Source organism: Streptomyces sediminimaris (assembly GCF_047049295.1).
GTDB lineage: Bacteria > Actinomycetota > Actinomycetes > Streptomycetales > Streptomycetaceae > Streptomyces > Streptomyces sediminimaris.
Genome location: NZ_JBJWOT010000001.1, coordinates 225,831 through 238,847, shown reverse-complemented (window position 1 = coordinate 238,847; position 13,017 = coordinate 225,831). Strand labels below are relative to the sequence as shown.

Sequence of the window (13,017 nt, the reverse complement as noted above, 5' to 3'; positions counted from 1 at the left end):
GGTGCCCCCGCCGCGCCGCCCGCTTCCGCGGCTGCTGGTGGTCGGGGAGTCCCAGCGGTACACCGGGTACGCGCGGCACGCGGCCGGCCTGCTGGGCGCCCTGGCAGACCGGTGGGACATCCACCAGTTCGAGGTCCGGGACGCGGGGGAGCGTATCGAGCGGCCGTGGCAGGTCCATCACAGCCGGGTGGACGGTGACAGCTACGGGCTGGAGCAGGTTCCGCGACTGGCCGACCGCCTGACTCCGGACGCGGTGCTGTTCCTGCACGACGCCGTCCTGCCCGGCCTGCACGCCGGGTGGCTGGCCGGCCGGGCGCCCCGGCCGGCCGCGGCGGCGGTGCAGGTGGAGCGACAGGCCGACGCGGCGGAGATCGCGCCCTGGCTGGACGGCCTGGACCTGGTCGTCGTACCCCACGAGCCGGCCCGTGCCGCACTGACCGGGGCGCGGGGGTCCGCCCCGGCCGTGCACGTGATTCCGCACGGCCTGTCCGCGGCCGACTTCCGGGCCCCGGGCTCCGGGCAGGCCCGGGCCCGGGCCAGGGCCCGGCTGTGGCCCGGCCGTCCCGATCTCGCCTCGGCCTTCGTCGTCCTCAACGCCAACCGCAACACCGGGCGCAAGCGGATCGACCGCACGCTGGCCGGCTTCGCCGGTCTGGTCCGCGCCGGGCACGAACACGCCTGGCTGGTCCTGCACATGGGGCGGCGGGACTTCGGCATCGACGTCGTCGCCACCGCCCGCCGGCTCGGCGTGGCCGACCGGGTCATCTGCACCGCGCCGGGCGACGACCACCCGGACGCCGCCGACGCCACGCTCCGGTCGCTGTACGCGGCCGCCGACGTCGGGGTCAACACCGCCGACGGGGAGAGCTGGGGCTTCGTCGCCTTCGAACACGCCTGCGCCGCAGCCGCGCAGATCGTGCCCGGGCACCCCGGGCAACGGGCGATCTGGGGGGAGGCCGCCTGGGCGCTGCCCACCGGGGAGGACACCATGCCGGCCGCGCTCACCGCGGCACTGATCCGGCTGGCGACCGAGCCGGGCACCCTGCGCGAGTACGGCCGCCGGGCCCGCGCCCGGGCGCTCGACCCGGCGCTGGCCTGGCCGGCCGTGGCGGCCGCCTGGGACCGGCTGCTCCGCGAAGCGGCATCGGGGGCGCGTGCCTCGACAGGGCGCGCACGCGGTCCCAGCAGGGGCCTGTAGCGGGTGGACCGCGCCGGACCCGCCGTCATCACCCCCTCCACCACCACCGGGAAAGACCCACAGAAAAGGAAGTGCGTCGTGTCCAAGAAACACACCAAGCGGGCGCAGCACGAGCGCTGGCTGGAGATCGACGAGTACTGGACCCCCGAACGGATGGCCGCGGCCGTACCCGAGAACGTGCCCGTCACGGCCGAGCCGGCTCCGGCGCCGCCGTGCGAACTGCCCGGCGCGTTCAAGACGACCCTGGTGCAGAACCCGGCCACCAAATCCCCTTACCAGCGGGCGGGCGCCCTGTTCTTCGTCAGGGAAGGGGTCGACTACTACGGCAGCGCGTCGGCCATCACCCACAACGGCATCCTCACCGCCGCTCACTGCCTGTACGGGAGCACGGTGCGCAAGTACGTGAGCAAGGCGGCCTACGTGCCCGGCTACCAGGAGCACGACGAACCCCTGGGCAAGTGGCCCCTGTTCGGTCAGCCGGCCGTCCCCGATCAGTGGAAGGCGGAGGTCAACCGCGCCTGGGACTACGGGTTCAGCAAGGTGGGCCTGGGCGGGAAGAACGGCTACAGCGTGCTGGGCAACGTGACCGGGTACTTCCAGCTCGCCGTCGAGCTGCCCGGCGTCCGGCAGTGGGACGTCCTCGGCTACCCGGGAGACCCCATACCCGGCTACCCCTTCGACGAGGAGCACATGTGGAGCTGTGTCGGCGATTTCACCCGGCAGCCGACCCCGCACATCATCGGCAAGGAGGGGAACCTGAACAGCGGTTCCAGCGGCGGCCCCTGGCTGGTCCCCGGGCGTGACTACGTCAACGGCGTGGAGAGTTACCGCAACGACGAGTTCCCGGGCGAGAACTTCTCGCCCTATTTCGACCGGGATGTGGTGAAGCTGTTCGAGAAGACCTTCCGCTCCTGACGAAGCGGTCCTCGCGGTAGGCGGCGGCGGTCGTTGACACGCTGTCAGACGGCCTGTCGGCGAACGGCGTTGCCGGTCGCACTCCCCCCGGAGAAAACGCACGCCAGTGCGGGGTCGCGGTGTAGCTTCTACCCGTCAGTAGGGGCTTGAGCAAGGGGGGACCTGTGACTGCCTCTCCGAGAACCGGGACATTCGCCGCTTACCTTCGGATGCTGAAGGACCGCAGTGGCCGGGGTTACGACCGCCTCGGCAAGGAGGCGGGCGTCAGCGGTTCCAGTCTGCACCGGTACTGCTCCGGCCTCAGCGTTCCGACGGACTACCGGGTGGTGCACGCCTTCGCCAAGGTGTGCGGCGCCAGCGCGGAGGAACTGCGCGAGCTGCACCGTCTGTGGGCCCTGGCGGACAGCGACCGCAACGCGCCGGCCGAGGACCGTCCGGACCCCGCACACGATGCCGTACGGGACGCACCCGACGTACGGGACGCACCCGATGTACCGGACGCGACCGGCTCACCGTACGCAACCGGTGTGCCGGACACGACCGGCTCACCGTACGCAGGCGGCGGTGCTGCGGATTCACCCGTCCTGCCCGCCGAGCCCGTGCGGACGAGTCACGCGCCGGACGACCTCGCCCCGCCGCGGACCGCCGTCGGCCGGGACGGGGTGCCGCCACGGCTCCCGCTGCCCGGGAAGGTGTCCGCCCGGTTCGCGGTCCTGGCCGCGGTGGTCGTGGTACTGCTGGTGGCCGGCTTCGTGTGGCTGCCCTCGGGCCACTCCGCCGGCGGCTCTCCGGCCGCGGGCGACAAGGTGCTGGACTCCCCGGCGTGCGCGACGGTGAGCATGGGACAGCACGACGCGTGCGTGCGCGAGGTGCAGAGCCTGCTGGTGCGGGCGAAGGGCAGACTCGCCGTCGACGGGGACTTCGGGCCGGAAACGCTGCGCCGGGTGACCGCCTTCCAGGTGCTGGCCGGCGTCACGGCCCGGGGAGTGGTCGACGAGGCCACCAAGAAGGCGCTGTACGCCCACAAGGTGAGCATGGCGACCTGGGCGCCGGCCAAGGTGGCGAGGCGCATCCGCGAGGTGTTCGTCGAGAACCCCGACACCGCCGTCGCGATCGCCCGCTGCGCGTCGTTCCTCGACCCGCTGTACGTGCTGCCGAACACCAACGGCAGCCGCAACTGGGGGGTGTTCCAGATCTCCGACGCCCGCCTGCGCGATCTCGGCGGCACACCGCTGCGGGCGTTCGACCCGGAGTGGAACATCCAGGCGGCCCACCGGCTGTGGAGCGTCCGGCACGACTTCCACGACTGGCCCTCCTGCGAGGCGGCGCTGAAGAAGACACCGAAGAGCTGAAGTGGCCCGGGGCGCCGCCGCGGCGGCAGGCGGAACCCCGGGCCACGCATCACCGGGCAGGCGTCACACCGTGCCCGACTCCCACCACCAGGCACGGCCGAGGTCGGCCCTGCTGTCGACGTGCTGATGGTCGGCGGTGTACCGCTCCAGCCCGGAGAACCCGCAGGTCTCGGCCTTCTGGTAGACGGTCTTGTTGGACACGCCGGGCACGTTGAGGTCGGCCGCGGTGCCGTACAGGTGCATGCTGTCGCTGGCGCCGCCGATGTCCGCGTTGTGGGCGATGCTGCGGAAGCCGGAGTTGACCGTGATCGGCTTGTCGCCGAGCTTCTTGCGCAGCGCCTCCAGCTTGTACATGCAGCGGCGGACGTTCTCCTTCACCTGCGACGCGCTCAGCTTGCCGCCGCTGAAGCTGCCGCTCACCCGGTCGGTGAACTCGCTCCAGTTGAAGTGGAGCGTGGAGCCGTCCGACTGCTCCAGCGCGTTGAGCTTCGCCTGGGTGTTGGGTCCGACGACGGCGTCGACGCTGAGACCGTACGCCGCCTGGAAGCGGCGTACGGCCGCCGCCGTACCGGGACCGAAGTCGCCGTCGATGCTGACCCGGCTGTGGCTGGGGCTGTCCGCCGCCCAGCCCGCGACCCTGATCTGCAGCTCGGTCACGTCGGAGCCGGTGGCGCCCTGGGTCAGGGTGCGCGACCAGGAGTAGGCCTGTGCGGTGCCCGAGAGCAGCAACGGGCCGACCGCGACGCCGGCACCGGCGATCAGCGTGCCACGCAGCATGGACCGGCGGCTGATCGGACGGAAGGAAGAGGAAGCCATGGTCGTCCTTTCAAGGGGGAACGGTGATCCGGGAAGAGGTCAGTAGGCGATCTGGAAGGTGACGTTCTGCGCGTCGGTGTCGTAGGCGTGCACGCGCAGCACGAAGTGGGTGCCGTCCTTGACGTCGGTGGCGACGGTGCCCCACTCGGTGCCGTGCGTGGTGTACGCGTCGCCGTTGTTGCACTTGGTGGTGTGGTCGACGAACACCACGCAGGCGTCCAGGAAGACCCCCGGCACGTCCGTGACGAGCCGCATGTTGATGTCGCGGCACCGGGAGGACGTGGTGTAGGTGCCGTACTCCTTGGCGGCGGCCTGATAGTGGTACGTCAGGGTCCTGGTGCCGCCGTAGCAGCTGACGGCGGCGGCCGAGGACTGCGCCGCGGCGGGCACGGCGCCCGCTCCCAGCAGCGCGGCCGCGGTGAACAGGGCCGAGGCGAACACTCTTTTCCGGCTCATGGATGGTCTCCGTGGTCTTTCGTTGGTGAGGGGGGTCAGAAGGCGAGCTGCATGACGGCGTCGTCGCCCTCCAGGGGCACGCCGACGGGCACCGTGAACCTGCTGCCGTCCAGGACGTCGGTGGCGATGGTGGTCCAGCTGCGGCCGACCCTGGTCCAGCGGTTGCAGGTGCCGTACTTCGCGAACTTGACGCAGGCGTTGACGTAGTCGGCGGTGCCGCCGATGACCCGCAGGTTGATGTCGTGACAGCGGGCCGTGGTCCGGTAGGGACCGAACTCCAGGGCGTCTCCGTAGCGCACCGTGACCGCCCCGCCGTAACAGGTCGTCGTCGCGGCGGCCAGGGAGACCGGGGCGGCCGAGGCGGGCGCCGGAGCGGTGAGGCCGAGGGCGATGAGCAGCGCGACGAGGAACGCGCGTCGGAACCGGATGGTGGTCATGCGGGTTCTCCTGAGTCGCGCGGCATCAGCGGTTGGCCAGGCGGTCCAGATCGGCCTGCGTGCCGTTGAACACGTCCGCGGTCGCCGGTGCCTGGATGCCCGGGAACAGCGCGGCATCGGTGTACTGCCACATCGTCCAGGTCGTCGAGCCGTCGGGCAGCGGCGGCCGGCTGATCGACCGGCGGTAGTCCGCGAGTTGCAGCGGATAACGGGCGAAGGCGGTGGTCGAACCCAGGCAGTCGTCCAGGAAGGACTTCTGGGTGTAGATGATCGGTGTGCGGCCGAACGCCGCCTCCACCCGGTCGAGCCAGGCCTTGGCGTCGTCCACCGTCCCGTAGGTGGGACAGCGTCCGCTGCCGTCGTCCATGCGTTCCAGGTCCAAGACCGGCGGCAGGTCGCCCGCCCGCTGCCCGGTGTAGCCGGTCGCCCGTACGGCGGCGACGAACCGGTCGGCCTGCGCGGCACCGGTGTCGGGCGAGGTGCCCGTGTAGAAGTGGTAGGGCGCGACGGCCAGCCCGGCGGCCCTGGCCGCCTTCAGGTCGGTGGCGAGGTAGGCGTCGGTGACGTTCGTGCCCCGGGTCGCCTTGACGGTCGCGAACTCGACACCCGAGGCCCGTACGGCCGTCCAGTCGATCGGCGCGCCGCCGGGGTGCTGGTACTTGGCCGTGTCCAGGCCGTCGATCGGATATCCGGCGGGCCGCGGCGGCGTGCAGTAGGTGTTGCGGCCGGACCAGTCCGCCAGCTGCGCCCAGGCGTTGGGGCCTACGACGCCGTCGGCGCTGAGATTGGCGCAGTGCTGGAGCTCGATGACGCGGCTCTCGGTCCCGCCCCCGAAGTCACCGTCGATGGCCAGCGGCGGATAGTGGAAGGGCTCCATCGCGAGGTTCAGACGGCACTGCAGCTCCTTGACCTCGACGCCGGCGGCGCCCTTGCGCAGCGTCGGGCGGGTGTCGGTGTGGCCGCACACCGCCGGCTGCGCCGTACTCGAGGTGCCCCGGGTGGCGCAGGTGTGCGGTTGGGCGGCCCAGGTGTTCAGCGCCGCCCAGGTCTGCGGGCCGAGCACACCGTCCACGCCCAGCCCGGCGCAGCGCTGGAACTCCTTGACCCGCGTCTCCGTCGCCGGCCCGAACGAGCCGTCCGCCGCGATCGGCGTGTACCGGCTCGGTTTCGTCGCCAGGTTGAGCTCGCACTGTGCCTCGACCGCCGGGTCCCCCGTGGATCCCCGCCGCAGGGTCGGCTGTGCGCTCGTGTGCCCGCAGACCGCGACCGCGGTCGCCGCGGACTCCGCCGCCTGCACCACCGCGGGCCCGCACAGGGGCAGGACCGCTGCCACGGCGAGGGTCAGACCCCGCAGAAGCGTCCTCTGTCCCATCTGGTGTTTCCCCTCTTGTGAGTGACCGGGAGCTCCCGGCGCGGGCCATGCTCGCAGTGGTCGCCGCGAAGCGGACCCCCTCACTCCCGGATTGGGATGCCGGGATGGCAACCCGCCCGTGACCTGCGAGGACGGGGCACCGCTGGGATGGAGCTGGGACACCGACGGTGATGCCGGGGCTGGAGGGGCAGATGAGGGAGTGTGTGCGCCAGTGGAAGAAGCGCCTGTGGAGGAAGGGGAAGCGGGGGAGGGGGACGCGAGGGCCGCCCACGCCCGAGGCGGCGGGCGGCGACTCAGGGGCGCGGCCGCCGCGGGTCGTCAGGCGGCCTTCCGGGGCGATCGGGGCGATCGGGCCGATCGGGTGGGCCGGGTGCCGGACGGTGCTGCCGCGCTCCGCGCGGCGAGGCGACGGCGCAGGCGCGGATGGAGATTGGCGCGGGAGAGATCGCCGTCGTAGTGGGCGGCGAGCCGCGGATCCATCACCTTGCGCCACAAGGGAGGGAACCAGGCCAGCACGATCATCGACGCGTAACCGGACGGGAGTTCCGGGGCCTCTTCGAAGTGCCGCAGGGTCTGGTAGCGGCGCAGGGGGTTGGCGTGGTGGTCGGAGTGGCGCTGAAGCTGGAACAGGAAGAGGTTGCTGACGGTGTTGTCGCTGTTCCAGCTGTGCCGGGGAGCCACCCGCTCGTAGCGGCCGTCGGGGCGGTGTCGGCGCAGCAACCCGTAGTGCTCCAGGTAGTTGACCGTTTCCAGCAGGCAGAATCCCAGCACGGCCTGGAGTGCGAGGTAGGGCAGGATGCGCGGGCCGTACGCCGCCGTCAGGCCGGCGAACAGGACCGCGGAGAGCGCCCAGGCCGTCAGGATCTCGTTGTGCCGGCTGAGCACCCGCCGCCCTCGCCGGTCGAGACGGCGCTTCTCCAGGCGCCAGGCGGAGCGCAGGCTGCCCCACACCGTCCGGAGCAGGAACTGGTAGAAGTTCTCGCCCATGCGGCTGCTCGCGGGGTCCTCGGGTGTGGCCACCCGGATGTGGTGGCCGTGGTTGTGCTCCACGTAGAAGTGGCCGTACCAGCTCTGGGCGAGCGCCATACGGCTCAGCCGGCGCTCCAACTGCTCCCTTTTGTGGCCCAGTTCGTGCGCGGTGTTGATGGCCACCCCGGCGACCACGCCGGTGGTGACCGTCAGCCCGAGGCTGTCGGTGACGGACAGGTGCCCGCCGGACCACTGGCCGCACGCCCACACCAGTGCGCCGAACTGCAGCGGGAGATAGAGGTAGGTGCACCAGCGGTAGTAGCGGTCCGCCTCGAGCCGGGACATCGCCGACTCCGGCGGATTGGCGCTGTCCCGGCCTGTCAGCCGGTCGGCGAGCGGCACCAGGACGAAGGCGAAGAAGGGCCCCCACCACCAGAAGGCGCCGGCCCCGGTGAGGGCGACCAGAGCACCGGCCTGGAAGGGGAGAGTCGGCACCGCCAGTGCGAGCAGCCACAGCGGACGTTTGGGATCCCGCCACGGGCGGGTGTCGATGGACGCTGACGGCATCACAGTTCCCTTCGGGCGGCTGACGAGGGGGCGCGCTCTCGCCGGCCCTGAGGGACCGGGCCGGCGAGAGCGCTGTTGGGGGGACCACCGAGAGTGGCAGACGGGTTTGCCGCTGACAAAGGTGGCTCAGTGTCAATGTTCTGATGGAACGTCAGGTCCGCGTTTCGCGTTGTCTCCGCCGGCACTTCGGGGGGATCCGATCCACCTCTCGCCCGGATTTATCCTTCGGTCCAATTCTGTTCCGTTTCGTCTCGTTCCTTCTCCTTCCGTCTCCTTCCGTCTCCTACGGTCCCCGTACCCGCGGTGGCACACTGCGCCCATGCCTCAGGACCGCTCGTCTCCGCTCCCCGAACTCCCGCCCGATCCACCGCGAGTGGCGTGGCGCAAGCAGATGCGTGCACGGGTGCTCGCGGAGGCCAGGGCACTGGCGGCGGAGAGCGGGTGGGACGGCGTCCGGGTGGCGGACCTGGCCCTGCGCGCGGAGGTGTCGAGGCCCTCGATCTACAAGGAGTTCGGTGACCGGGCGGGCATCGGCCGGGCACTGGTGCAGCGCGAGGCGGAGGAGTTGCTCTGCGCGCTCGCCGTGGTGCTCAAGGCGCGTCGGGGCGACCTCGGCGCGGCCCTGGAGGCGGCGGTGGCCCACGTACTTGCCGAGGCGGACGCCAACCCGTTCGTCGGTGCCGTACTGACGGCGGCCCGGGGCGGCACCGATGCCCTGCTGCCGTTTCTCACCAGCAGGCCCGAGCCCGTCTTCTCCGGTGCCTGGCAGTTGCTGGCGGCCTGGCTGGGGGAGGTGGTGCCGCAGGTGAGCGAGGAGCGTCGAGCCGAAGCCGCCGACCTGGCGGTGCGACTGACGCTCAGCCACATGCTGCTGCCGGCACCCGGGCCAGAAGGGGCCTCGACCCCCACCTCGGCCCCGACTCCCACCTCGGTCCCGGCCCAGGTGTCTCGTGCTGTGTGCGCGGTTCTGGGTGTGCCCGTCCCGAGATGGCCGGGCGGCCTGGCCGCACGTCATGCGCTGGGGCAAGCCGCGCGACCGTCCGGATCGTCAGCGTGCGAACTTCTCGACGGCCGCTGGGGTGACGGGGGTGAAGAAGTTGACGAGGTTGCCGTCGGGGTCGCGGAACAGCAGTGACCGGTTGCCCCAGGGCATCGTCGTGGGTTCGTTGACGAAGTCGGTGACGAAGCCGGTCAGGTTCTGGTGCACACGGTCCACGTCGTCGACGAGGAACTCGGTGATCACGCTGTCGTTGGCCGCCGGACGGGCGGAACCCGGGGCGAACAGCGGGACGGTGCGGGTGCCGCCGATGGCGAGGGTGGCGCGCCCGATCCTGAGTTCGGCGAAGTCCTCGGTGGCCCAGGTCGCCGACACCCCCGTGGCCCGCTCGTAGAACCCGACGAGGCGCGCCACGTCGCCGGTGATGATGCGGATCGAGACGAAGTCCATGGGAATCTCCTTGGCTGTTCTGAAGGCGTGCACGTCGCAGGCTAGGAGAAATAGAGGACAGAATCGGTCCTGTATCCGCGTTAGGCTGCGAACATGTCCCGACCCACCGGCCGCGTGCTGACACTGCTGGAGCTGCTGCAGTCGGGTGGTACCCGGACCGTGGCCGAACTCGCCGACCGGCTCGGCGTCGAAGGGCGCACCGTGCGGCGGTATGTGGACCAGCTGATCGACCTGGACATCCCCGTGGAATCGGTGCGCGGCCGCTACGGCGGGTACCGGCTCGCGCCCGGATACCGCCTGCCTCCGCTCATGCTCAGCGACGACGAGGCGCTGGCCGTGCTGCTCGGCCTGGTCGCCGGCCGCCGAGCGGGGTTGACGACGACGCAGCACACCGCCGGTGAGACGGCTTCGGCCAAGATCCGGCGGGTGCTGCCCAAGCACCTCGCCCGCCGCCTCGACACCCTCGTGGAAGCTCTCGCCTTCACGGACCAGCCCGGCGACTTCGACACCCCGGACGCCGAGGTGCTGCTCACCATCGCCGATGCGGTGCGCCACCACCGACCGGTCTCGGTCCGCTACACCGACCGCGAGGGACGGCGTAGCGAACGCACACTGCATGCGTACGGCATCGTCGCGCACGCGGGCCGGTGGTACGTGACGGGCAAGGACGCCCGGATCGGCGAGGACCGCACCTTCCGGCTCGACCGCGTCGCAGACGCGAGGACCCTGCCCGGCTCATTCGAGACGCCCGTGGGCCTTGATCCCGCGGAGCGGGTGCTGACGGCGTTCGCCACGGCCCCGTACCGGCACGAGGTCACCTTGCGGATCCACGGGACGGCCGCGCAGGTCCGCGCCCACCTTCCCGCCGGCGTCGCGAGCCTGCCGGACGAGACGCCCGCGGCAGGCGAGGACCGGACGGCCGAGCGCTGGCTGCGCGTCGAGCTGCGTGCGGAGCGGCTGGACTGGCTGCCTGCGGTACTCGCCGCACTCGACCGGCCGTTCGTCATCGAACGCCCCGATGAACTGCGCGACCGCGTCCTCGCGCTCGCCGATCGCCTCACCTCCTGCGCCCGCCGCACCTGACCGCGACGGCCCCCCTGCTGTCCGGCAGCGATGACCCCTGCTGTCCGGCAGCGAGGAGCCCGTGTCGTGACACGGCACGGCCGGGGTGGACCGTGGGGTCCGAGATGCGTCGACGGTGGGGCGCGCAGCCGTTGCGGGCCGGTCGGGTCCTCGCGGTGCACGGGCGCACTGACCCGCCTTCCCGCTGTTCCCCCTTCCCGCCCGTCTCGCCGCCGGAGCCGGGCCCGCACCGCCCTCCCGATCCTCACAGCAGCATCGGCAGTCCCATCAGCGTCGCGCCGCTCGCGCCGAGGGCCGCCATGAGGGAGCCGGGCCAGTTGCCGGACTGGGCGTACGTCAGCAGGCCTGTCAGCAGTCCCGCCACCACCGCGGCCAGGAGGATGAGCGCCCAGCGCAGGGAGAGTCGTTCCGACTGGGGCGGTGGCGGTGGCGGGGGCGGGGCGGAAGCGGGGGCGTGGGCGAGGTCGGTTCGGGCATGGGGGTTCTCCTGAAGCTGAGTCAGGTCGGGACCAGCAGTCCTGGGTGGCTGCCACGCACCGGCGCGGCCCGGTGACGTCCGTCCTGCACTCACCCCTGGCCGATGTCCGGTATCACCGAAGCATCTCGAATGAGTGAATACGGTAACCATGTAAGCGCTATCAGAGAAGGCTTCTGATACACCATCACGCGTCGTGAGGAGGCGCGGGGAGGCTCGCGGGGGGCAGTGCGGATGCCTGCGCGCTCCGACGTGCGCCTGCCGGGCTGCCCGCGCTTCCGCACCTCCCGGCCGGATGGCTGACCAGAGCGACGCTGTGACCTAGCATCCCTGCCATGACTGGTCCCGAGAAAGACCATTCCGTGGATTTCGAGGACGCGTCACGGGGTTCCACCGCCAAGGTGGTGGAACGGCTCGGCTGCCAGATCGTGGAAGGCAGCAAGTCCCGTGAGCAGCACCTGACCGTCGACGCCGTGGCGCGCGAGTTCGCGATCACTCGCCCCATGGCCCGCGAGACGCTGCAGGCGCTGCACCAGAAGGGCCTGGTCAACCTGCAGCCCAGGATCGGGGCCGCCGTTCAGGGCCTGGAGCAGTGGGACCTGCTCGACCCCGACGTGATCGCGTGGCGCCTGGAGGTCGCCCCCGACAGCCAGATGCGGTCGCTCACGGAACTGAGGGAGGTCATCGAGCCCCGAGCGGCCAGGCTGAGCGCGCTGAGCCGGTCCGCGGAGATCTGCCACGACCTGACCGGCCATGCCCGCACCCTGCTCGCCCTCAGCGAAGAGCCGGACTTCGTCCGTCCGCGCGAGGGAGTGGCGGTCAGGCAGCGCTTCCGCGACGTCGATGCGGCCTTTCACCGCACCCTGCTCGCCGGCTCGCGCAACGAACTGTTCCTGCGCCTGTCGCATCCGGTCGTCATGGCGTTGAACCACCGGATCGACCGCAACTGGATCGGCGGCCACCAGCAGGCGGCGGTCGGGCCGGCCCGTGCCGTCGTCGGCGCCGGCACCGTCCAGCGCTATCCGATACGGCCGGAACCGGTCGCCATGTGGCTGCACATGGGGCTCGCCTACGCCGTCGACCAGGGACTGGCGACGGCCGCGGAGGCATTCGCGGAGGCCCTCCTCGCCGAGATCAGGGGCGGACGGCTCCAGGACCCCGCCGTACTGGACCATCTGCGCGCCGGGCTGGAGCAGTTCGACCCGAACGGCCTGCCGTCGCCGTACCGGTCCGGATTCCACGACGCCATGGCCGCGCTGGTCCGCGCCCGGCGCGCCCCCGTCGTCGTCATGGGGGTGAGTGGGTGCGGCAAGACCACCGTGGGGCAGTACCTGGCGGAGTCGCTCGGCGCGCCGTTCGAGGAAGGCGACCGCTTCCACCCCCGGTGCAACGTGGAGGCGCTGGAGAACGGCACCCGGCTCGACGACCGCAGCCGCAGCCCGTGGCTGGCCGCCGTCGCGGCCCGCATGCGGGCCGCGGGCTCGGAGGAAGGCCTGGTGATCACGTGCTCCGCCCTCAGACACATCTACCGCGAACTGCTGCGGGCGGCCCGCCCGGACGCCTTCTTCGTGCACCTGGCACTCGACCAGGACGCGGCCACCGCCCGGGTGGCGGCCCGGCGTTCCCATTTCATGCCCGCCTCCCTGGTGTCCTCGCAGTACGAGGACCTCGAACCGCTGCAGGAGGACGAGGCCGGCCTGACCGTGGACGCGACCCTGCCCGTCGAACGGATCGTCGCCGAGGTCCAGACCGAACTGGTCCGGCGCGTCCGGGAACGCTGAGACCTCCGCCCGAGTGGCCCGCACCGGCCGACGCAGCCCCGACAGGACCCGACGAGCAACCGACGCACGCCCGACAAGACCGACCAAGAAGAGACCAGCAGGAACCAGCAGAGGCCGGCAGAGGGCGGCAGAGGCCGGCCAGCAGAGAC

The 13,017-nt window shown here is 71.6% G+C and carries 12 protein-coding genes; 6 read left to right on the top strand and 6 right to left on the bottom strand.

Features of this window, described 5'->3' with window-relative positions:
- Position 1: 1 nt before the first annotated feature.
- From ACJ9NR_RS01095 to ACJ9NR_RS01085, 3 genes are all read left to right on the top strand, one after another.
- Positions 2-1,198 (top strand): glycosyltransferase family protein, encoded by a 1,197-nt coding sequence (locus ACJ9NR_RS01095; RefSeq protein WP_412490291.1) that lies wholly within the window; start codon positions 2-4, stop codon positions 1,196-1,198.
- A 78-nt stretch (positions 1,199-1,276) separates the two neighbouring features.
- Positions 1,277-2,113 carry a trypsin-like serine peptidase gene (locus ACJ9NR_RS01090; protein ID WP_412490292.1) on the top strand — a complete coding sequence of 279 codons (837 nt, stop codon included), beginning with the start codon at positions 1,277-1,279 and terminating at the stop codon, positions 2,111-2,113.
- A gap of 164 nt (positions 2,114-2,277) precedes the next feature.
- Positions 2,278-3,465, top strand: a complete 1,188-nt coding sequence (locus ACJ9NR_RS01085) for a helix-turn-helix domain-containing protein (protein WP_412490293.1) — start codon at positions 2,278-2,280, stop codon at positions 3,463-3,465.
- A 63-nt stretch (positions 3,466-3,528) separates the two neighbouring features.
- Here ACJ9NR_RS01085 and ACJ9NR_RS01080 read toward each other — a convergent pair whose 3' ends face one another.
- The 5 genes from ACJ9NR_RS01080 to ACJ9NR_RS01060 all read right to left on the bottom strand — a co-directional run bounded on the left by ACJ9NR_RS01080 (position 3,529) and on the right by ACJ9NR_RS01060 (position 8,082).
- On the bottom strand, positions 3,529-4,281 hold the full coding sequence (locus ACJ9NR_RS01080) for a D-Ala-D-Ala carboxypeptidase family metallohydrolase (protein WP_412490294.1): 753 nt from the start codon (positions 4,279-4,281) through the stop codon (positions 3,529-3,531).
- A 39-nt stretch (positions 4,282-4,320) separates the two neighbouring features.
- Complete coding sequence (locus ACJ9NR_RS01075; protein ID WP_412490295.1) at positions 4,321-4,737, bottom strand: hypothetical protein; 417 nt, start codon at positions 4,735-4,737, stop codon at positions 4,321-4,323.
- A gap of 35 nt (positions 4,738-4,772) precedes the next feature.
- Complete coding sequence (locus ACJ9NR_RS01070; RefSeq protein WP_412490296.1) at positions 4,773-5,174, bottom strand: hypothetical protein; 402 nt, start codon at positions 5,172-5,174, stop codon at positions 4,773-4,775.
- 25 nt (positions 5,175-5,199) lie between these two features.
- The gene (locus ACJ9NR_RS01065; protein WP_412490297.1) at positions 5,200-6,546 is read right to left on the bottom strand and encodes a GH25 family lysozyme; all 1,347 of its coding nucleotides are present in this window, start codon (positions 6,544-6,546) and stop codon (positions 5,200-5,202) included.
- 318 nt (positions 6,547-6,864) lie between these two features.
- Positions 6,865-8,082 (bottom strand): alkane 1-monooxygenase, encoded by a 1,218-nt coding sequence (locus ACJ9NR_RS01060; RefSeq protein WP_412490298.1) that lies wholly within the window; start codon positions 8,080-8,082, stop codon positions 6,865-6,867.
- 319 nt (positions 8,083-8,401) lie between these two features.
- Here ACJ9NR_RS01060 and ACJ9NR_RS01055 point away from each other — a divergent pair, with 319 nt between their 5' ends.
- Positions 8,402-9,217: a TetR family transcriptional regulator gene (locus tag ACJ9NR_RS01055; protein ID WP_412490299.1), complete on the top strand. Its 816-nt coding sequence runs from the start codon at positions 8,402-8,404 to the stop codon at positions 9,215-9,217.
- Here ACJ9NR_RS01055 and ACJ9NR_RS01050 read toward each other — a convergent pair.
- Entirely contained in the window at positions 9,131-9,529 is a 399-nt protein-coding gene (locus ACJ9NR_RS01050; protein ID WP_412490300.1) for a VOC family protein, read from the bottom strand. The genes ACJ9NR_RS01055 and ACJ9NR_RS01050 overlap by 87 nt on opposite strands.
- Before the next feature lie 93 nt (positions 9,530-9,622).
- Between ACJ9NR_RS01050 and ACJ9NR_RS01045 the strand changes: the two genes are divergently transcribed.
- On the top strand, positions 9,623-10,612 hold the full coding sequence (locus tag ACJ9NR_RS01045) for a helix-turn-helix transcriptional regulator (protein WP_412490301.1): 990 nt from the start codon (positions 9,623-9,625) through the stop codon (positions 10,610-10,612).
- Between the two features lie 810 nt (positions 10,613-11,422).
- Positions 11,423-12,868, top strand: a complete 1,446-nt coding sequence (locus tag ACJ9NR_RS01040; RefSeq protein WP_412490302.1) for a gluconokinase, GntK/IdnK-type — start codon at positions 11,423-11,425, stop codon at positions 12,866-12,868.
- Positions 12,869-13,017 lie beyond the last annotated feature (149 nt).